The sequence below is a fragment of the Micromonospora sp. NPDC050187 genome (genome assembly GCF_044459745.1).
Lineage (GTDB): Bacteria > Actinomycetota > Actinomycetes > Mycobacteriales > Micromonosporaceae > Micromonospora.
In genome coordinates, this window is record NZ_JBITJH010000015.1 from 126,114 (window position 1) to 144,808 (window position 18,695).

19 protein-coding genes, 1 tRNA gene and 1 pseudogene are annotated in these 18,695 nt (G+C 70.7%); 11 read left to right on the top strand and 10 right to left on the bottom strand.

The annotated features are described in order from the left end of the window. Positions 1-39: 39 nt before the first annotated feature. Genes ACIBJE_RS22305 through ACIBJE_RS22315 form a run of 3 tightly spaced genes read right to left on the bottom strand, consistent with a single transcriptional unit; the run spans position 40 to position 1,176 of the window. Entirely contained in the window at positions 40-501 is a 462-nt protein-coding gene (locus tag ACIBJE_RS22305) for a RidA family protein (protein ID WP_396751202.1), read from the bottom strand. Beyond that, positions 498-653 carry a DUF4177 domain-containing protein gene (locus tag ACIBJE_RS22310; protein ID WP_013736319.1) on the bottom strand — a complete coding sequence of 52 codons (156 nt, stop codon included), beginning with the start codon at positions 651-653 and terminating at the stop codon, positions 498-500. The genes ACIBJE_RS22305 and ACIBJE_RS22310 overlap by 4 nt, the downstream gene beginning before the upstream one ends. Before the next feature lie 46 nt (positions 654-699). Continuing rightward, positions 700-1,176, bottom strand: a complete 477-nt coding sequence (locus ACIBJE_RS22315) for a hypothetical protein (RefSeq protein WP_396751205.1) — start codon at positions 1,174-1,176, stop codon at positions 700-702. A 631-nt stretch (positions 1,177-1,807) separates the two neighbouring features. Between ACIBJE_RS22315 and ACIBJE_RS22320 the strand changes: the two genes are divergently transcribed. The 3 genes from ACIBJE_RS22320 to ACIBJE_RS22330 are packed head-to-tail and all read left to right on the top strand — an operon-like array spanning position 1,808 to position 4,569. Then, the gene (locus ACIBJE_RS22320) at positions 1,808-2,359 is read left to right on the top strand and encodes a hypothetical protein (protein WP_396751302.1); all 552 of its coding nucleotides are present in this window, start codon (positions 1,808-1,810) and stop codon (positions 2,357-2,359) included. A gap of 26 nt (positions 2,360-2,385) precedes the next feature. After that, on the top strand, positions 2,386-3,366 hold the full coding sequence (locus ACIBJE_RS22325; RefSeq protein ID WP_396751207.1) for an ArsA-related P-loop ATPase: 981 nt from the start codon (positions 2,386-2,388) through the stop codon (positions 3,364-3,366). A 54-nt stretch (positions 3,367-3,420) separates the two neighbouring features. Beyond that, positions 3,421-4,569, top strand: coding sequence for an ArsA family ATPase (locus ACIBJE_RS22330; protein WP_396751208.1), 1,149 nt, complete (start codon positions 3,421-3,423; stop codon positions 4,567-4,569). 31 nt (positions 4,570-4,600) lie between these two features. On the opposite strand, the gene ACIBJE_RS22335 is transcribed toward ACIBJE_RS22330, so the two are convergent. Next, positions 4,601-4,918, bottom strand: coding sequence for a WhiB family transcriptional regulator (locus tag ACIBJE_RS22335; protein WP_396751210.1), 318 nt, complete (start codon positions 4,916-4,918; stop codon positions 4,601-4,603). A gap of 400 nt (positions 4,919-5,318) precedes the next feature. Between ACIBJE_RS22335 and ACIBJE_RS22340 the strand changes: the two genes are divergently transcribed. Continuing rightward, on the top strand, positions 5,319-7,760 hold the full coding sequence (locus tag ACIBJE_RS22340) for a penicillin-binding protein (protein WP_396751212.1): 2,442 nt from the start codon (positions 5,319-5,321) through the stop codon (positions 7,758-7,760). A 126-nt stretch (positions 7,761-7,886) separates the two neighbouring features. Here the strand turns inward: ACIBJE_RS22340 and ACIBJE_RS22345 are convergent, their stop codons facing one another. Continuing rightward, positions 7,887-8,342 carry a GatB/YqeY domain-containing protein gene (locus tag ACIBJE_RS22345; protein ID WP_145815163.1) on the bottom strand — a complete coding sequence of 152 codons (456 nt, stop codon included), beginning with the start codon at positions 8,340-8,342 and terminating at the stop codon, positions 7,887-7,889. 25 nt (positions 8,343-8,367) lie between these two features. Here ACIBJE_RS22345 and ACIBJE_RS22350 point away from each other — a divergent pair, with 25 nt between their 5' ends. Together ACIBJE_RS22350 and ACIBJE_RS22355 are read left to right on the top strand one after the other, a co-directional pair. Then, on the top strand, positions 8,368-9,261 hold the full coding sequence (locus tag ACIBJE_RS22350; RefSeq protein ID WP_396751215.1) for a metallophosphoesterase: 894 nt from the start codon (positions 8,368-8,370) through the stop codon (positions 9,259-9,261). A 110-nt stretch (positions 9,262-9,371) separates the two neighbouring features. Continuing rightward, positions 9,372-9,448: transfer RNA gene (locus tag ACIBJE_RS22355), tRNA-Pro, on the top strand. A 71-nt stretch (positions 9,449-9,519) separates the two neighbouring features. On the opposite strand, the gene ACIBJE_RS22360 is transcribed toward ACIBJE_RS22355, so the two are convergent. The 3 genes and pseudogenes from ACIBJE_RS22360 to ACIBJE_RS22370 form a co-directional block, all read right to left on the bottom strand. Next, entirely contained in the window at positions 9,520-10,737 is a 1,218-nt protein-coding gene (locus ACIBJE_RS22360; RefSeq protein ID WP_396751217.1) for a tyrosine-type recombinase/integrase, read from the bottom strand. Next, positions 10,737-10,934, bottom strand: coding sequence for an excisionase family DNA-binding protein (locus tag ACIBJE_RS22365; protein ID WP_396751219.1), 198 nt, complete (start codon positions 10,932-10,934; stop codon positions 10,737-10,739). Before ACIBJE_RS22365 ends, ACIBJE_RS22360 begins: the two co-directional genes overlap by 1 nt. After that, positions 10,931-12,720, bottom strand: a pseudogene (locus ACIBJE_RS22370) (replication initiator). Before ACIBJE_RS22370 ends, ACIBJE_RS22365 begins: the two are co-directional and overlap by 4 nt. A 341-nt stretch (positions 12,721-13,061) precedes the next feature. Here ACIBJE_RS22370 and ACIBJE_RS22375 point away from each other — a divergent pair. The 3 genes from ACIBJE_RS22375 to ACIBJE_RS22385 all read left to right on the top strand — a co-directional run bounded on the left by ACIBJE_RS22375 (position 13,062) and on the right by ACIBJE_RS22385 (position 16,375). Next, on the top strand, positions 13,062-13,427 hold the full coding sequence (locus ACIBJE_RS22375) for a cyclic-phosphate processing receiver domain-containing protein (protein ID WP_396751304.1): 366 nt from the start codon (positions 13,062-13,064) through the stop codon (positions 13,425-13,427). Between the two features lie 696 nt (positions 13,428-14,123). Continuing rightward, entirely contained in the window at positions 14,124-14,678 is a 555-nt protein-coding gene (locus ACIBJE_RS22380; RefSeq protein ID WP_396751221.1) for a hypothetical protein, read from the top strand. A 581-nt stretch (positions 14,679-15,259) separates the two neighbouring features. Then, on the top strand, positions 15,260-16,375 hold the full coding sequence (locus ACIBJE_RS22385) for a helix-turn-helix domain-containing protein (protein ID WP_396751223.1): 1,116 nt from the start codon (positions 15,260-15,262) through the stop codon (positions 16,373-16,375). A 149-nt stretch (positions 16,376-16,524) separates the two neighbouring features. Here the strand turns inward: ACIBJE_RS22385 and ACIBJE_RS22390 are convergent, their stop codons facing one another. Continuing rightward, positions 16,525-16,704: a hypothetical protein gene (locus ACIBJE_RS22390; protein WP_396751225.1), complete on the bottom strand. Its 180-nt coding sequence runs from the start codon at positions 16,702-16,704 to the stop codon at positions 16,525-16,527. On the opposite strand from ACIBJE_RS22390, the gene ACIBJE_RS22395 reads away from it, so the two are divergent. Together ACIBJE_RS22395 and ACIBJE_RS22400 are read left to right on the top strand one after the other, a co-directional pair. Then, a complete protein-coding gene (locus ACIBJE_RS22395) occupies positions 16,694-17,896 on the top strand; it encodes a helix-turn-helix domain-containing protein (protein WP_396751227.1) in 1,203 nt (400 codons plus the stop codon). The two genes, ACIBJE_RS22390 and ACIBJE_RS22395, sit on opposite strands and share 11 nt — an antisense overlap. A gap of 2 nt (positions 17,897-17,898) precedes the next feature. Next, complete coding sequence (locus ACIBJE_RS22400) at positions 17,899-18,138, top strand: hypothetical protein (RefSeq protein ID WP_396751229.1); 240 nt, start codon at positions 17,899-17,901, stop codon at positions 18,136-18,138. Positions 18,139-18,292: 154 nt separating this feature from the next. On the opposite strand, the gene ACIBJE_RS22405 is transcribed toward ACIBJE_RS22400, so the two are convergent. After that, positions 18,293-18,535 (bottom strand): tyrosine-type recombinase/integrase, encoded by a 243-nt coding sequence (locus ACIBJE_RS22405; RefSeq protein ID WP_396751231.1) that lies wholly within the window; start codon positions 18,533-18,535, stop codon positions 18,293-18,295. Positions 18,536-18,695 lie beyond the last annotated feature (160 nt).

Consider the following 18,695-nt stretch of genomic DNA (forward strand, 5'->3'; position numbering starts at 1 on the left):
CCCGGCCGGGCCGGGTGGGGTCGCCGCGAACGGAACCGGTCAGCCGACCTCGACGATCACCTCGACCTCGACCGGGGCGTCCAGCGGCAGCTCGGCCACGCCGACGGCGCTGCGGGCGTGCCGGCCGGCCTCACCGAAGACCGTGCCGAACAGGTCGGAGGCACCGTTGATCACGCCGGGCTGACCGGTGAAGCCGGGCGCCGAGGCGACGAAGCCGGTCAGCTTCACCACCTTGACCACGTTCTCCAGACCGACCAGCGCGTCGATCGCGGCGAGCGCGTTCAGCGCGCAACGCTGGGCGAGGTCCTTCGCCTGCTCGGCGGAGACGCCCGCGCCGACCTTGCCGGTGGCGAGGAGCTTCCCCTCGGCCATCGGCAGCTGCCCGGAGACGTAGACGGTCCGCCCGGACTGCACCGCCGGCACGTAACTGGCCACCGGGGGGACGACCTCGGGCAGCTCCAGCCCCAGCTCGGCGAGCTTGGCGTACGGGGTGGCGGTCATGCCTTGGGCCGCTTCAGGTAGGCGACGAGCTGCTCCGGGTTCGGTCCCGGGACCACCGAGACGAGTTCCCAACCGTCCTCGCCCCAGTTGTCGAGGATCTGCTTGGTCGCGTGGACCAGCAGCGGAACGGTGGCGTACTCCCACTTCTGCATCGTTGCCCGGCTCCCGTTGTCGTGGGGTGGATGTTCCGCCGACAGCCTACGGCCCGGTCGACGGCCGGGGCACGGGACGCGGCTCGGGGACCAGCGGCGCCTCCCCGCAGGGGCCCGCGTGCCCGTAGCGCTGGGGGCAGCGTGACCGGTCGGGCAGGAGCAGGTCGCAGAAGACCCGGGACCGGTTGTTCTGGTCGTCGGCGGTGGACACGGTGGTCTCCCCGGCGTCCAGCTCGGGCAGGAAGCCGAGGGAGTCGGCCACCTGGTTGGCCAACGCGGTGGCCGCCGCGAGGTCCACCACCCGGACCGGCAGGTGGATCACGTAGCCCGGCTCGTCGTCGTCTCGACCACGGTCCACCGGTCGGGCCCGCAGGCGCAGCGGTTCGACCTGGTCGGACGGCCGACGGTAGGGCCGTTCGTTGCACGGGGACGCCACCACCGGATCCCCGGGCTCCCCCCGACGTGCGGGCCTGGAGTCGCCGTCGGGAAACTGGGTGCGGGGAGTGTTCTCCGCATCGCGCATGCAACCGCCTCCGGGCGTCGTGCCTGTCCGATCTGCCGTCTGCGGGGCGGGCGTCACCGCCCGCCCGTTCCCCCGCGCCGGGGCCGAACGTAGGGTCGGCATTTGAAAACAGCAACTGGACGCGCTCAGATCATCACGGACAGTCATATATGCGACAGGCTGGTCGTCCGGTTGTGGATACCGCCGACCGCCCACCCAGCGGTAGCGACCACACCCGCCCCACCGTGGAGTGTGTCGACGGGCCGGTCGGCACCGGCGACATCCGCACCGGGACCCCGGTCGGCCCCGGCGACCGCTACCCTCACGGGCGGGTCGGCGCTCCCGACCCGCCCGCCAGAAGCGTCACCGCCGCCGGTGACCGCGTAGCGCACTCCCGGGGGAGACGATGACCCAACCGCCGCAGGGTGGCCAGTTCCCGCCGCCGAGCGGTCCGCCGTTCGGCGCCGGCCAGCCCCAGCCCCAGCCCGACGCCCCGTACGGCACACCCGGCCCGGCCCCGCAGTACGGTGGCGCGCCGGGATACCCGCCTGGCACGCCGGCCCCGCCGCCCGGGTACGGCGCACCCGTCCCCCCGCCGGTGTCCGGCGCCCCCGTTCCGCCGCCCGGGTCCGGCGCACCGGTCTCCCCGTCCATGCCCGGCGGGCCCTTCCCGCCCCCCGGATACCCGGCACCGGCCGGCGGCGCCTTCCCGCCCGGCGGGCCGTACCCGCCCGGCTACCCGGCCCCGGGGGCCGCGCCGCGGAAGAAGCGCGGGCTGCTGATCGCCTCGATCATCGTGGTGGTCGCGCTGCTGCTCTGCGCCGGTGGTGGCACCGCCGCCTTCTTCCTGCTGCGGGGGGCCGACTCCGGCGAGGGCGCGGACGAGCCGACGACCGCGGTCCAGGAGTTCCTCACCGCCGTCTACCAGGACCGCAACGCCGGTCGCGCGACCGACCTGGTCTGCTCCTCCTCCCGGGACCGGGAGAAGATCGCGGCCAAGGTGGCCGAGGTGGAGAAGTACGTCGCCGAGCACGACACGCCCCGGTTCCGGTGGACCGCGCCGGCCGTGTCCGACCGGACCGACGAGCGCGCCACCGTCACCACCAAGGTGACCGTGACCACCGCCGACGAGAAGATCGTCGACCAGGAACTGCGGTTCACCGTGATCCGGGAGACCGGCTGGTGGGTCTGCGAGGTCGGCTGATCCCGAGCGGTGGTTAGGCTCGACTGGTGCGAGCAGCTGAACAGCCGGTCGACCCGGCCGGCCACCCGTGGCCGGCCCGCCTCCACGTGGTGACCGGCAAGGGCGGCACCGGCAAGACCAGCGTGGCGGCGGCGCTGGCCCTGGGACTGGCCACCGGCGGGCGGCGCACGCTGCTGGTCGAGGTAGAGGGTCGGCAGGGCATCGCGCAGCTCTTCGGCACCGACCCGCTCCCGTACGAGGAGCGGCACCTGACCGACGCGCCGGGCGGCGGGGAGGTTCGGGCACTCGCGGTGGACGCCGAGGAGGCGCTGCTGGAGTACCTCGACATGTTCTACAAGCTCGGCGCCGCCGGTCGCGCCCTGCGCAAGCTCGGCGCGATCGACTTCGCCACCACGATCGCCCCCGGCCTGCGTGACGTCCTGCTCACCGGCAAGGTCAAGGAGGCGACCAGCCGGACCCGCGGGCAGCGCCGGGCGTACGACGCGGTGGTGCTGGACGCTCCGCCCACCGGCCGGATCGGCCGGTTCCTGAACGTCACCGCCGAGACCGCCCGGCTGGCCAAGGTCGGACCGATCAAGACCCAGAGCGAGGGGGTGGCCGCCCTGCTGCGCTCCCCGATGACCGCGGTGCACGTGGTCACGCTCCTGGAGGAGATGCCGGTCCAGGAGACGCTGGACGCGGTCGCCGAGCTGGCCTCGTTCGGTTTCCCGGTCGGGCGGATCATCGTCAACGCCGCCCGCCCTCCGCTGCCCACCGGCCGACGGGCCACCAGCCAGGCCGAACTCCGCCGGGGGCTGCTCGCCGCCGGGCTCCCGGCCGACCGGGCCACCGTGGCCGGGCTGCACACCGAGGCGGTCGACCAGGCCGTCCGGCGGGAGCTGGAGGAGACGCTCCGCACGGAGCTGTCCGAACTCGGCCGGCCGCTGGTCGAGCTTCCGCTGCTCCCGGCGGGGGTGGACCGGGACGGCCTGGAGACGCTCGCCGCCGCGCTCGTCCGGGCGGATTGACTCACACCTGAAGCCGGCACGGCGCGGGGAGCCGCACGAGCCCGATACGCTCGATTGGTGCCTTCCGAAGACGCGGCGCCGCTGCTGGACGTCGACCACATCCTCGCCGACCCCGGCGTGCGGATCGTCGTCTGCTGTGGTGCGGGCGGGGTGGGCAAGACGACCACCGCGGCGGCGCTCGCGCTGCGGGCGGCGGAACGGCACGGCCGGCGGACGGTGGTGCTCACCATCGACCCGGCCCGCCGGCTCGCGCAGTCCCTCGGCCTGACCGAGCTGGACAACACCCCCCGCCAGGTCAAGGGGCTCGACACCGACGGCGGCGGCGAGCTGCACGCCATGATGCTGGACATGAAGCGGACCTTCGACGACGTGGTGCTCCAGCACACCGACCCGGCGAAGGCGGCGGAGATCTTCGCCAACCCCTTCTACCAGGCGATGAGCTCGACGTTCGCCGGCACGCAGGAGTACATGGCGATGGAGAAGCTCGGGCAGCTCCACGCCCGGGGCGAGTGGGACCTGATCGTGGTGGACACCCCGCCGTCCCGCTCGGCGCTGGATTTCCTCGACGCGCCGGCCCGGCTCTCCCGCTTCCTCGACGGCCGGATGCTGCGGCTGCTGCTCGCCCCGGCGCGCAGCGGTGGGCGGAGCATGTTCAGCCTGGTCACCGCCTCGTTCGGGATGTTCTCGAAGGTGGTGCAGAAGGTGCTCGGGGCACAGCTGCTGACCGACCTCTCCGGTTTCGTCGCGGCCCTGGACTCGATGTTCGGGGGCTTCCGGCAGCGCGCGGAGCAGACGTACCGGATCCTCCAGGCCCGGGAGACGGCCTTCCTGCTGGTCGCGGCACCGGAGCCGGACGCGGTCCGGGAGGCCGCCTATTTCGCCGGCCGGCTGCGGGAGGAACGGATGCCCCTGGCCGGGCTGGTCCTCAACCGGGTGCACCGGCCGACGGTGACCACTCCGGACGCGGCGGAGAGCCTCGCCGCGGCGGAACGGCTGGCGGAGCTGGGGGGCCACGAGGCCACCGTGGACGTGCTGCGGGCCCACGCCGCCCTGCTCCAGCAGTCGGCCCGCGAGCAGCAGGTGGCGGCATCCTTCACCGAGGCCTTCCCGGCGGTGCCGACGGTGGCGGTGACGGCGCAGCCCGCCGACGTGCACGACGTCGACGGGCTGCGGACGATCGGGGCGGCGATCAGCCGGCCCTGACCGGTGACGGATGCCGCCAGGTGACGGCCGGTCAGCCGGCGTTGACCAGAATCTTGTCCTTGCCCGCCTTCTCCTTGGCGTTCTTCTGCATGGCGGCCTCGAACATCTTGCGCCAGCTCGCCACCTGGGGGTGCCGGCGCAGCAGCGCCCGGCGTTCCCGCTCGGTCATGCCGCCCCACACGCCGAACTCGATCCGGTTGTCGAGCGCGTCGGCCAGGCACTCGTACCGAACTGGGCAGCTCCGGCAGATCCGCTTCGCCACGTTCTGTTCAGCGCCCTGTACGAACAGTGCGTCCGGGTCTCCGTTCTGACACGCCGCCAACGACGGCCAGTCAGTGATCATGCCCATCTGTACTCGTCCCCCCTTGCAGTACCTACCGATCCCATGCGGGTCAGCCGGATTTCCCCCCGGTCATCCGCGCCCGGCCTTCCCCAAGGCGGCACGGACGACATCTGGCTCTGTCGCCGCCCTCATCATGCTCCGTAGTCACCTGATTACGCAACGTTGTCGGGCAAATCCATCATTTCGGACACATCGCGCGTCTCGGACTACGGCCCGCCGCATACCCCGGCCGACCGGGTGAAAACCCTGCGGCATGCCCACTTTCCGGGGACACTCGTCCGCCGGGCGCAACCCCGTACCGGGGGTCGTGCGTTTAGCACAACGAGGGCGGCGCACGCAGGAAATGGGGGAAACCTGCCCCGAGGCCGCCCAATCCCTACTCGCGTACGCTGTCGAGGTGACCTGGATGCGGAAACGTGACCACAATCTACTGACCAACGCCGCATCGCTACTGATATGCGGCCTGCTGGCCGGGGTGGTGGTGGCGGCCGCCGCGTTCCCGGCGGTGGCGATGTCCGGGCTGGCCGCCAAGGCGGGCGCCGAGACGCTCGGGAAGCTGCCGCCGGACCTGACCGTCAAGCGGGCCCCGCAGATCAGCTACCTGCTCGCCGCCGACGGCAAGACCCCGCTGGCGACCATGTACGACGAGAACCGCCGCGACGTCAAGCTCAAGGACATCGCCCCGGTCATGCGGCAGGCCATCGTCGCCGCCGAGGACCACGACTTCTACAAGCACAACGGTGTCGACTTCAAGGGTGTCGCCCGGGCGTTCGTCAACAACAGCTCCGGCGCGGCCTCCCAGCAGGGCGCCTCGACGCTGACCATGCAGTACGTCCGGCTGGCGATCGCGTACTCGGCGAGCCACCCGGCCGACGTGGTGGCCGCGACCGAGGACACCACCGCCCGCAAGGTCCGCGAGATGCAGTACGCCGTCCAGGTGGAGAAGCAGTTCTCCAAGGACGAGATCATGGAGCGGTACCTCAACATCGCGGCCTTCGGCAACGGCGCGTACGGCATCTTCGCCGCCAGCCAGGTCTACTTCAACAAGACGCCGGCCAAGCTCACCATCGACGAGGCCGCCATGCTGGCCGGCATGGTGAAGGCGCCGACCAGCTTCGACCCGACCACCAAGAGCGGCTACCCACTCGCCGTGGACCGCCGCAACTATGTGATCAACAACATGGTCGAGATCGGCGCCATCTCCAAGGAGGATGCCGAGAAGGCCAAGACGGTCAAGCTGACCGTCAAGGGCAAGCGGGCGCCGAACGGCTGCGTGCAGACCCGGGACGCGAAGTGGGGCTTCTTCTGCGACTACCTCTACCGCTGGTGGCTCCAGCAGGAGGAGTTCGGTTCCACCACGTACGACCGGGAGCGGCGGCTCAAGAGCGGCGGCTACAACATCGTCACCACCCTCGACGTGCAGGCGCAGAAGGGCGCGGACAAGGCGGTCCGCAAGGCCAAGTCGGTGAACAGCAAGGAAGCCGCGATGGTGGCCGTGGTCGAGCCGGGCAGCGGTCGGGTCCGGGCGCTGTCGGTCAACCGGAACTTCAAGCTGGACGACCCGAACAAGCCGCAGAACAAGCCGCACAGCGACCCGGTGCAGCGGAGCAAGAACAAGAAGCGGGGCAACTACCCGAACACGGTGAACCCGCTGCTCTCGGGTGGTGACGGCATCACCGGTTACCAGGCCGGCTCGACGTTCAAGATCTTCACCATCGTGGCCGCGCTGGAGAAGGGCATCCCGCTCCAGTACACGATCAACTCGCCGAAGCAGTTCAAGTCCGAGTACATCGTGGAACGGGGCTCGAAGGCCGCCTGCGCGGGGACCCACTTCTACTGCCCCACCAACGCCAGCGAGAGCATGGCCGGCCCGCACAACATGTGGAGCGCCTTCGGCAGCTCGGTGAACACCTTCTTCGTCCCGCTCCAGCAGCAGGTCGGCGCGAAGAACGTGGTCAAGGCGGCGCAGAAGCTCGGCATCACCTTCCGGGCCAGCAACGACGTCACGTTCGCCGCCACCGACCAGGCCGCCAACCAGTGGGGCGCGTTCACCCTGGGTGTCTCGCAGACCACCCCGCTGGACCTGGCGAACGCGTACGCCACCCTCGCCGCGGACGGCAAGTACTGCGAGCCGATCCCGGTGCAGAAGATCACCGGCCCGGACGGCAAGACCCTGGACGTCGCCAACCCGCGCTGTGAGCAGCGGATCAGCACCGAGGTGGCCCGCGCCGCCGTCGACGCCGCCCGCTGCCCGGTCGGCGACCGCTCCTCCACCTCGCGCTGCCAGGGTGCCACCGCCGCCGAGGTCAAGCGGGTGGTCGACGCCCCGGTGGCCGGCAAGTCCGGCACCACCGACTCCGAGAAGACCGCCTCGCTGGTCGCGATGACCAAGCAGTACGCGGTGGCCGGCATCATGGCCGACCCGGACTGGCCACAGACCAACGTCAAGATGAAGCACAAGGAGCGGGACGGCATCAACCCGCCGGTGCAGGAGACGCTGCGGGACGCGATGAAGGGCAAGGAGCGGATTAACTTCACCCCGCCGAGCGGCAAGATCGTCACGGGTGACCAGCGCTCCATCCCCCGGGTCCGGTGCGAGTCCGTGGACACCGCGCGCAACCGGTTGAAGGGTGCCGGCTTCGAGGTCGTGGTCAGCGACATCCGGATCTCGTCCAGCTGCCCGGCGGGCAGCGTCGCCGGCACCAGCCCCGATGGGCGCACCATCAAGGGCGGCGTGGTCACCATCCAGCTCAGCGACGGCAACGGCGGCGGCACGCCGGGTGACAACGGTGGCGGCACGCCGCCGGGCGGTCCGCCCCGAGGCGGCACGGACCGTCCCAACCGCTGACCCGGTCGGACACCACGAAAGGGCCCCTGCCGTCGCACACCAGCGACAGCAGGGGCCCTTCGTCAGTTTCCGGTCCGCCGGCTCCGGGAGCCGGTCACGGCCGACCGGCGTCGACCGACCGACCGCTCAGACGGCGAGCTGGCGACGTACCTCGGCAGCCACCCGGCCCCCCTCGGCCCGGCCGGCCACCGCCGCCTGGGCCGCCTTCATGGCCGGGCCCATCTGGGCCTTGCCGTCGAACCCGCCCGCCGCGAGCGCCCCCGCGACCAGCTCGGCCAGCTCCTCGTCGGAGAGCTGCTTCGGCAGGTAGCGCTCCAGCACCTCCCCCTCGGCGGTCTCCTTACCGGCCTGCTCGGTACGGCCGGCCTCGGCGAAGGCGGTGGCCGCCTCGCGGCGCTTCTTCGCCTCCTTGGTCAGCACGGCGAGCACCTCGTCGTCGGAGAGCTCCCGCTTGGCCTTACCCGCGACCTCGGCGTTGCCGACGGCCGCCAGGGCCATCCGCAGGGTGGAGGTGGTCAGCTCGTCCCGGGCCTTCAGGGCGGCCCGCATGTCGGCGGTCAGGCGGTCCTTAAGCGTGCTCATGGTCGGTCAAACTACCCTGAACGCCATGCGAAAGCGCACCTTATTCCGGCTCGCGACCGCCACCGCCGCCGTCGGCGCGGCCACCCTGGCGTACGCCTCGCTCGTCGAGCGCAACATGTTCACCCTCCGCCGGTACGACGTGCCGGTGCTGCCGGCCGACGCCGAACCGCTGCGCATCCTGCACGTCTCCGACCTGCACATGACTCCCGACCAGGAGCGCAAGCAGCGCTGGGTGGCGTCGCTGGCCGCCCTGGACCCGGACCTGGTGGTGGTGACCGGGGACAACATGGCCCACCCCGACGCGGTGCCCGGCGTGCTGCGTGCCCTCCAGCCGCTGCTCGACCACCCCGGCGCCTTCGTCTTCGGCTCCAACGACTACACCGGGCCGGTCTGGAAGAACCCGTTCACCTACTTCCTGCCCGACCGCGAGTACGTCGAGGGCGTCACGCTCCCCTACGAGGAGTTACGGTCGGTGTTCACCGGGGCCGGATGGGCCGACCTGAACAACGCCCGGACCACCCTCAAGGCCGGAGGCCGGGTCGTCGAACTGGTCGGGGTCGACGACCCGCACATCGAGCGGGACGACTACTCGCTGGTGGCCGGGGCGGTCTCCGAGGCCGCCGACATCTCCCTCGGCCTGACCCACTCCCCCGAGCCCCGGGTGCTGGACGAGATGGCCGCCGACGGCTTCGACCTGCTGTTGGCCGGGCACACCCACGGCGGTCAGGTCTGCGTACCGGGGGTGGGGGCGCTGGTGACCAACTGCGGGCTGCCCCGCACCATGGCGAAGGGTCTGCACCGCTGGCCCGGCTCCGACTCGTGGCTGCACGTCTCCGCCGGCCTGGGCACCCACCCGACCGCCCCGATCCGGTTCGCCTGCCGGCCGGAGGCGAGCATCCTCACCCTGATCCCGCGCTGATCCGGTCCCGCGCCGAAGCCCGGACGGCTGCGGGGTCGGACGCCGAGGCGGGCGCGGGGGTACCGAGTTTGATCCCCGGGGCGGGTGGGCTAGTATTTGTCCGCACGCCTCGGGGTGTGGCGCAGCTTGGTAGCGCGCTTCGTTCGGGACGAAGAGGTCGTCGGTTCGAATCCGGCCACCCCGACCAGGTAAGAGGGCACATCCGATCGATGGATGTGCCCTCTGTGCGTTGGTACAGCAATCGAGTACAGCAACGCGTCAGCGCAAGCTCTCCCCCAGGCGCTTGAGGGCGTCGCGGGTGGCGTCCGAGGACGCCTGCGAGTAGATCCCCATCGTCACCGACACCTCGGCGTGCCGGAGCACCTGCATGATGACGCGCGGGTGCACGTCCAGGTCGACGAGGAGCGTCGCGCAGGTACGCCGGGCGTCGTGCACGGTGATCTTCCGGACCCCGGCGCGGGCACAGCGGGCGTCCCAGGAACGGTTGAAGTTGCGCGGCTCCACGGGCGTTCCGTAGCGGGTGGTGAACAGCAGCCGTGAGCCCTGCCAGGCGATCCCCGCCTCATCGCGGTCGGCCTTCCTCGCCTGCTGGCGGAGGTCGAGCGCCGCCGCGCAGATGTCCGGCAACGGGAGCGTGGCGTCCGAGGTCTGCGTCTTGGTCTCCCGGTGCAGCAGTTCGCCGCCGACCCGCTGCAACTGCCAGCCGATCGACAACTCCCCCGCCGCCAGGTCCACGGCGTCCTCGGTGAGACCAAGCACCTCGCCCTTGCGCAGGCCGAGGACCAGGATCAGCACGTACGCGGCGTAGAGCGGATCGCGGTCGGCCCGCGCGGACTCCAGAAAGCGACGCGCCTCGTCACTGGTCCACGCCCTGCCCTTGCGGCGGCGGACCGGTGGGAGCTTGACCAGCGCGGCGGCGTTGCGGGTGACCAGTTCCTCGGTGGCGGCGTGGTTGAGCGCCGAGCGCAGTACGCCCCGGATGTCCTTGACGGTGCGGGCGGACGGCTTGTCACCGCAGCACCGGCCGAGCGCGCAGCAGCGCCGTCTCAGCTCAGGGCGGCGGGCGTCTTTGCCCTGTACGCAGCATTGGCAGGTGCGGGCCACCTCGTTGATCCAAGTCTGCACGTCGCGCACCTGGAGCCGGCCGAGCCGCTTCCCACCGAGGCCGGGGATCACGTACAACCGGAGGATCGTCTCGTACGTGGCGCAGGTCAGCGGCGCGAGATTGGGCCGCACCACCTCCCGATGCCAGTACGTCAGGTAGTCGCCGAGGGTGGGCACGCGGGTGGCGACCGGCCCGGCCTTGGCCTGCTGGTGCAGCTTGATCCACTTGTCGTGGACAGCTTCCCGGGTGGGGCCGTAGACGTACTTGCGGGTGCGTTTGCCATCCGGCTTGGTGACCCAGACGTACGCGGCGAAGCCGTTGCGGTACGGGAAGATCGAGCCTTCGGCGTTGGCACGGGTACGGCCGGGCATCAGGCGGCCTCCTGCCGTTCGACCTGCTCGCGGACGTACTCGTCGACCCATTCGGGGAGGATGCGGCGGTAATTGCCGTCCTTGATGGACCGCAGTTCGCCGGTGGCGATCTTCATCTTGACCTTGGACAGGCCGAAGCCGAGCAGGACGGCGACCTCGGCGGGCGAGTACCAGCGCGGGGTGAGGGGTCGGGTCACGCCGCCACCCCCGACCACGCTTCGTGGGCGAGTTCTTCCCGGCCGACGCGGCTGCGTGCCCGGTATTGGGCGGCGGCGGTGTTGGCGAGCAGGGCGTCCCCGTTGATCAGCCAGCCGGAGCCGGTGAAGGCCAGCGTGCCGACGGTGATCGTGCCGGCGGTGTCATCCTCGATGCGGCGGTAGGTGGCGCGGGTGTCGCGGAGCAGGCCGAAGGTGACCGAGTAGCGGCGGGCCTTGGTGAGGAAATGGCCGCCGTAGCCGAGCATGTGCGCCCAGCGGCGCAGCCCGGCGTAGGGGTTCGGTTTGCTGTCAAGGTCGCCTTGACGCTCGCCGGTGGGGGTGGCGGTGTTGCTGGTCCGGGTGTGGGTGGGGTGGCCGAGTCGCCAGCAGGCGTCGATGAGCCGGGCGAGGTGGTCGCCTTCCGGGTCGGCGTAGGCGTCGATGGTGTCGGGGGTGAGTCGGGTGGAGCAGTGGCCGGTGACCTCGGTGGACTTCGTGGCGTACTTCGCCAGGTAGGCGGCGACCTTCCCGTCGGTCACGTCCCCGTCGCCGGTGCCGACGCGGCGCACGTCGACCTGCTCACCCCACACGATCCGCCAGCCTTCTGGCCGGTCGGGGTGCGCGGGTGTGGTGACGGTGATCTGCCGGGCGGCGGCGTGGACGGCGGCGTCGAGGTCGTCGGCGGTGATGCCGGCTGGCGGCGGGACCAGGGCGTGCCGGTCGTGGGGGTCGACGCCGTCGAGGCGGAGCAGGACGTGGAAGTGCACCGCGCCCCGGCGCTGCATCTCGGCGACCTTCCCGTGTGACACCCGCACCGGTGGCACCCGGCGGACCTTGCCGGAGTCGGTGACGACCTGGACGTGACCGATGCCGCGTCGCCGACACAGGGCGGTGAGGTGGCGTTCGATGGCCTGCTTGGTCCGCCGCCACAGCTCGCCGGAGAAGGCGTTCCACACGACCTGGTGGTCGTGGTCGTAGCAGTCCAGGCACAGCGGCCGACCGAGCTGGGATCATCGGCGTCGTGACGGGCGAAGCAGGCCGCGGGCTGCCCATGCGGGCAGGTGCCGGCGGTACGGCGGGCGTGGCAGGGCGCCGGGCGGCAGTCGCAGCGCCGCCGGTTGGTGCAGGTGTGCCGCGGGATGTGCCGGTGATGGACGGCACCGAAGGACGGTGCGGTGAAGGTGGCGAAGACGACCGGATGCCGGGTGACGGTGGCCGGGACGGTCTTGCCGCCGGTCAGGCCGCAGCGGACGACCTGGAAGGCGTCAACGGCGTAGACCCAGGCGCAGTCGGGGCACTGGGCGGCACGCCGGTTGCCGCACGCCTTGTACAGCGTCCGGTCGGGAAACTCGTCGGTGTGCCGCTCCCCGAGCATCCGGCCGGTGCCGGGCTCGACGGCGGTGAGGGTGCCGGTCAGGCGGATCGGACGGGTGCAGCCGGCGGCGGCGCGGGTGTGCTCCAACCAGCCGAAGAAGTCCGGGGTGCTGGCGCGGTGCAGGGCTTGGGCGTCACGGCCGGCGGCGAGGCCGGGGCGGTGCAGGGTGAGCAGGGTGGACAAGGAATTTCTCCTCACGGGGTGGCAGGGGAGGGTACGAACTGCCACCGGTTGTCGGAGCGGTGTCCGTCGGTGGTGTTCGTGGTGTCTCCTGGCACCGCCGGAGAGGGCAGCTGAAGCCGGAGGGCGGAAGCGTGGCCGAGCCACTGACCGCCGATCGGGGAACGTCCTTCCGGTCCGGGGGATCGTGGGTGTGATGCCGGGACGGGTGGGGTGCCTGGTCATCGGCATCCGGTGGGTTGCCGCAGGCAGTCCCCACCCGTCGAGGTACGCGAATCCGGGCCACGTGGACGGCAGGAAAGCCCGTGCTGGGCCGCTCAGCGGACTTCGGGAACCGGCACAGTGGCCGGTGCGATCGAGAGCCGGCGGGACGTGACCCGCATCAGCGGCAGGAAGGCCGCTCGGCAACTCCAGAGTCGAGTCCAGCGATCCGGCGGGAAGGCCGCGCTGGGCGTGCTCGACGGGGACCACGGTAGCACCGGGTACTGACACGTCAACCGGCTGTGGCCTATCGACCGGCAGTGCCAATCCCGGTGGCGGTGCTGGGCCGCGACGCGAAGGATGGCGACGTGGTGACCGGAAAGCATCGACGAATCGTGCTGGTCGACGACCTGCGCTCGTTCACGGATGGCCGGGTGGCGCAGGTGGCGCGCACGAGCAAGGCGGGAATCGAGGCTATGGATCGGTATCGCGGCCAGCGGTTGGACGAACTGTGGCTCGACCACGACCTGGGCGAGGACGACACCATCTGGCCGGTCGTCGAGGTACTGGAACAAGCTGCGTTCGAGGACCAGCCGTTCGATATCGGCGTGGTGTACATCCACTCAGCGAATCCTGCTGGGGCGGCAAAGATGACGCAGGCCTTGCGACGCTGGGGTTACCACGTCCGCTCGGCGGCCGGGTCACCACACGTCGGCTATCAGGCCGAGGCCGAGTAGCAGCGGTCCCGCCAACCGCTCGTGACTCCGGCAGCCGGGAGTCCGGACAGCCTGCTGCCGGCCGGTGTGGGAGGACTTTCTGTACATCTATCAAGGCGGCCCTGAACGGGCCGCGCGCGCCGCCGCCAGGGCGCGTGCCCGTCGCTCCGCTGACGCTCCGACTCCGGTCACGCGACACGCCCGGCGGCTGGCGCGGAGAGCCGGAAGCCCGGAGGGGCCGCCGCAGACGGGTAGTCCAGAGGGGTGGTGGAGGCTCCTCGCCGGCAGCCGGCCGCGCCGCGCCCGAGCAGCGCGGCGCAGGACAGCCGCCCGCCGGGTCCGCGCGACAAGCCCCAAGCATGGGGGCGATGCCCGCGTGAGGCGTGCCGGTCGTCCAGGAGCCGGCTCAGTAGCCGCTCAAGGTCAGATCAACTGCTCACCTGGGAGGGGGAGGGGTGCCCGCCGGTGGCCAGCTCCGAGCCCGGGAGCCGGGTCCGTGCCGGGCGAGGTTGGGTCAACTGCGCCACTGTGGCGGTGTCCGCCGGGGGCGCGGTCCGCGACACGAAAACCGACTCCGTCTTTTCCGGCACCGTCCGTGCGTGCGTCAAGGCCCGCTTGACGTAGAGGCCGGGCGGCAACCCCGGAGGGAGCCAAGGGTGAACGACGTGGCAGGGGATTCCGAGCGGGTTTTTGCGACCCGCCCGGACAATGATCGGCATGGCCGAGATGAGCCCGCGCAAGGTTAGACGGCTGGGTCGACTACTCATGCTGGGACTCCCGCTGTTCGTGCTTGCACTCGACTTCGTCCTCCTCCTTGTCACGTATCTGGTGCTGGCCCCGATCGTTCCCAACGTGCTGGGTGAGGTTGCCGTGAGCCCTGCCAGGTTCGCTGGGTGGATCTCGCTGGTGAAGGTGCCAATGACCCTCGCCTACACGCTGGCCGTTGGGTGGCGCGGCTTGATGGCCTTGGTGACCACGGGCGAGGTTCCCGATCCTCCGGTACGGAAGGGTTGGCGTCGCACCCTGGTCAAGGTGCGCGACTGGGTGGCAGACGCCGTTTGGTCAGTGATGGCCGCGCTGATCGTCTTCGACCATGTAGCCGATCCGAGCAATGCGCACATCTGGCAGCTCGTCGCCGTGACTGCCGTCGGACCGTTCCTGCTGTCGAAGTCCGTGAAGGGATTGTTCTGGCCACTGCGCTGGTGGTGGCGACGGAGGCACACACACCACGCGCGGCACGCGAAGCCCGATGAGGAGCCCATCAATGTTTGACACTTGGGCTGAGTGACCAACTGGGTGACGACCGAGGCGGCCAACCCCGAACGCCTACGGACGATGGCGGACCGCTCCGGCAGCTCAGCTCAACTATGCGCCCAGGTCACCGACGGCTGATCGTTCCTTCACACCGAAGCAGTCCACCCCTGTTGGTGTCGACAGCAACGGTGACAGCAACGGGGCTGAACAGCGAGCGTCGAAGCCAGCCAGCGACGGACCAACGCCCGATGTCAGAGACGTACGCGGACAGAGCTAGACGGAGCGCCCAGAACTCACAAGCGAGGGGTCGTGAGCCCGAGGGAGCCCCAAGATCATGCCGTTTCCAGGCCGTCAGAGGTGGACCAGGAGCAACGAACGTTGACTACCGGCCACCATCGAACGGGCAGCTCAGGCGGCATCTTGTCCGTGTTGATCGACTACGCCCTCGCCCTCGATCAATACAACGCCAAGTGATTCCTTGGCGTGGGTGACGTGTGGCGTTACGTAGCGTAGGTCGCGGGTGTACCGTCCGATGTGGCGGCCCGTCGGGGTAGAGGCCGGCGGGACCGCCGCCCCAGCCCTCTACCTGGGAGTATGCCGTGTCGCCCATTGCTGACCCACGCTTCGGTGCGGAGCTTCGCCGGCTGCGTACCGAGGCCCGGATCTCGCTTCGCGCGCTCGCTCAAGTGGTGTACCAGAGCAAGAGCCAGCTTCACGACCTGGAGGCGGGGCGACGACAACCGAGCGAGGACGTGGCGAGACGCCTGGATGATGCTCTCGGCGCGGGCGGCCGGCTGGTGGCGTTGGCGCGTCCGCCGGAGTTGCCGGGGGACGGTGCCGACCGGATCGCCTTCGCCGCTCGTCATCCGACGCGGACTGATCCGGCTACGGTCGACGCCCTCGCGGAGCTTCTGGCCAGTCAACGCCGTCTTGACGATGTTCTTGGTGCTGCCGCTGTCATGCCGGCGGTCCGGGCGAACCTGGATCTCGTCAGCCACCTGGCTAGTGAGGCGCACGACGACCTACGGGGCCGGTTGATCGACCAGGCCGCACAGTGGGCGCAGTTTGCCGGTTGGCTGGGTATCGCCGCTGGTGATCACGGCTGGTCCCGGCGTTGGCTCAACCAGGCGCTGGAGTGGGCCGTCGAGAGCGGGAACGACGCGCTGCTCGGTACAGTGCTGTCCTTCCGTGCAGATCTGGCCGGGCAGACGGGCGACATCGGTGCCCTGCTCGGCGTGACCCGGGCGGCGCTGACCAGGCCGGGGATGTCGCCGGGGCAACTCGCGTACGACCATTACCAACTTGCCCGCGCGTACGTCCTCGCGGACGACCAGCAGGCCGCGATCAACACGGCGGTGGCGGCCGACGAGCGGGCGATAGCCGCGTTGGAGTACAAGGGCGAGATGCCGCCGTGGGACTACTACCGGGACAGGGCGTTCTTCGACCTGGAGGCCGGCACCACCCGGGCCGCGCTGGGTCAGCACGAGCAGGCGGTGGAGTTGTTGACCGCCGGACTCGACGGGTTGGACGCGGACTCGGCTTCAGCCGACTGGACCGGCACCTACGTGTACCACCTCGCCGGTGCGCAACTGGCTATCGGTGAGCGGGACGGAGCGGCTGAGTCGGTGGAGCGGGCGCGGTCGATTGCTACCCGGAACCGGTCCGGTCGGTTGTCCGCTCTTGTCCGCAACCTGTCCGCGTCCATGGACAAGTGACCGGACGCGTGCTACCTGGAACGTGACCGCCTGATCACCCGATGCTGTGACCAGCGCGGGTTCGCCATGGTCACCGGTACCGGTCAGGCATGACCCGCTTGGAGCCGGGTGCGGCGGTGTCGGTCCTTCCAGAGCACGCCGCCGCGCCCCTACCAGCGGAGGTAGGGATGAGCGAGGACGCTCCAGCCGTGGGCCGAGGCGAGCAGATCCAGGCAGCGGAACGCGAAGCCGCCCGGCAACGGATCCTCGCGCAGGCCGAAGCGGATCGAATACCAGCCGAGGAGGTTACTCGGGCCGTTCCGGATCGGCGGTGGCGTCGTGGACAGCACTGAGCTGTTGCCGGTCGGTCGGCGGGTGGCGTACTGGCGGGGGCGGCGGAAGCTCTCCCAGCAGGTATTGGCCGATCGGCTGGGTAAGTCGAAGAGTTGGGTGGACAAGGTTGAGCGGGGTGTCCGGTCGCTGGACAAGGTGTCGACGCTTCAGGACATCGCCGCCGTCCTGCGGATCGACACGGCGGTACTGCTCGGTCGGGACGCCCAGCCGGCGGGGTTGGTCGAACGCGTCGAGGGTGTGGAACGGATCCGCGTAGCTCTGTCGGCGTACGAGATCGCCTTGGAGCGCCCGGCCGCCCGCCGACCTGTACTGCCGGCCGAGAGGCTGACGCGGGAGGCCGCGCACGTGTGGACGACCTTCCAGCACGCCCGCTACCCGCAGGTGATCGACCTGGTGCCGGAGTTGGTGGCCGACGCGCAGCGCACCTACGCGCACGATCCCGGGGCGGGTCGGGTGCCGTTGGTGGAGGCGTACCGGGTGACGGCGTCGCTGCTGGTGAAGCTCGGTGCCCCTGACGTGGCGTGGTTGGCGGTCGACCGGGCGATGATCGCCGCTACGGGTGACCGGGTGCTGGTGGCTGCCGCTGCCGTGCAGCTCGGCCAGGTGCTGCGCGAGTCAGGGCGGGCCAGAATGGCGAAGTCGCTGATGCTGGCCGCTGCGTACCGGATCGCGCCACCCGTGATCGAGTACGGCATCCCACCCGAGCTGTCTCTCTGCGGAACGCTGCTGGTGCAGGCGGCCCTGGCCGCCGCCCGCATCGGAGACGACCGCACCGCCGCCGACCTGATCGACGAAGCCGCCGACATGGCCGCCCGGGTAGGTGACGGGCATGACCACCACCGCACCGCGTTCGGGCCAACGGCCGTGGAACTGGCCCGGGTCGCCACAGCGGTGGAGTTGGGCGAAGTCCGCGAGGCTGCGGCTCGGCACGAGAAGGCGACCACACGGGACGGCTGGCGGTGGCTACCCGCCGAACATCGGGCCGCCCACTTGATCGACGCCGCCCGCGCCTACCTGCACACCGACGACCCGGTCACCGCTGGCCGAGTCCTGATGGAGGCCGACCGGATCGCGCCGGCCGAGATCCGCCACCGACCAGCCGGCCGGGACATCCTCGCCCAGGTCGCCAGAGAGCCCACCGCCCCGACAACGCTCACCCACCTCGCCGCCACCCTTGGGGTGGGCTGAGGATGACCGCGCCGTTCCTGTCCCTGGCCCAGATCCGCAACCGGCTGATCCTCACCGCCCGAGCGATCCTCCGCCACCACCGACCCGGACCCGACGGACGCTGCCCGATCTGCCGGACCACAGGCTGCCCGGTGGCGACCGCCGCCCGCAACGTCCTCCGCACCGCCGAGGAAGTACAGCAGCGGAGTACAGCAACCGAGCCGACCACACCCGACCCGGACGAGCCTCAACAGGCCGGATGACCTCGGACGACACCCGAACCGACCGGCTCGCCGGCAGTTCGGGACGAAGAGGTCATCGGTTCGAATCCGGCCACCCGTCGGAGTTAGCACGGGCCTGGTGAGATGGCGTCCCACCAGGCCCGATACTGTAAGTGAAGCGTTCCGGCTAAGCGATCTACGCCGATCCTTGCTGGCCTTCCTCGCCCTCGCTCTGCTCGATCGTCAGCGGGAAGTCAGCGAAGGATTCTCGGACTCGGTTTGCACCCGCCTCGAACGCGTGCGTGTACCGATCCAGCGTGGTCGAGATCTGCTCGTGCCCCGTCACGCGGGCCACATCGTTGAGCGGTACGCCGACCGTGATCAGCCGAGTGACGTACGAGTGGCGCAGGTCGTGGAACCGGAACCCGCCCTGGGCCATGCGGGAGAGCGAGCACGTGCTACCCGGCGGTTGGGCAGTTCCTCGGTGACTTCGTTGCCGTCCCGGTCGCGCGCCAGGCGGCAGGGGCACCGTACGCCGACCGGCGCGCGACTTCGGGTAGGGCTTGAAGGTCACGGTGCCGGCCACCTCGACGCCGACC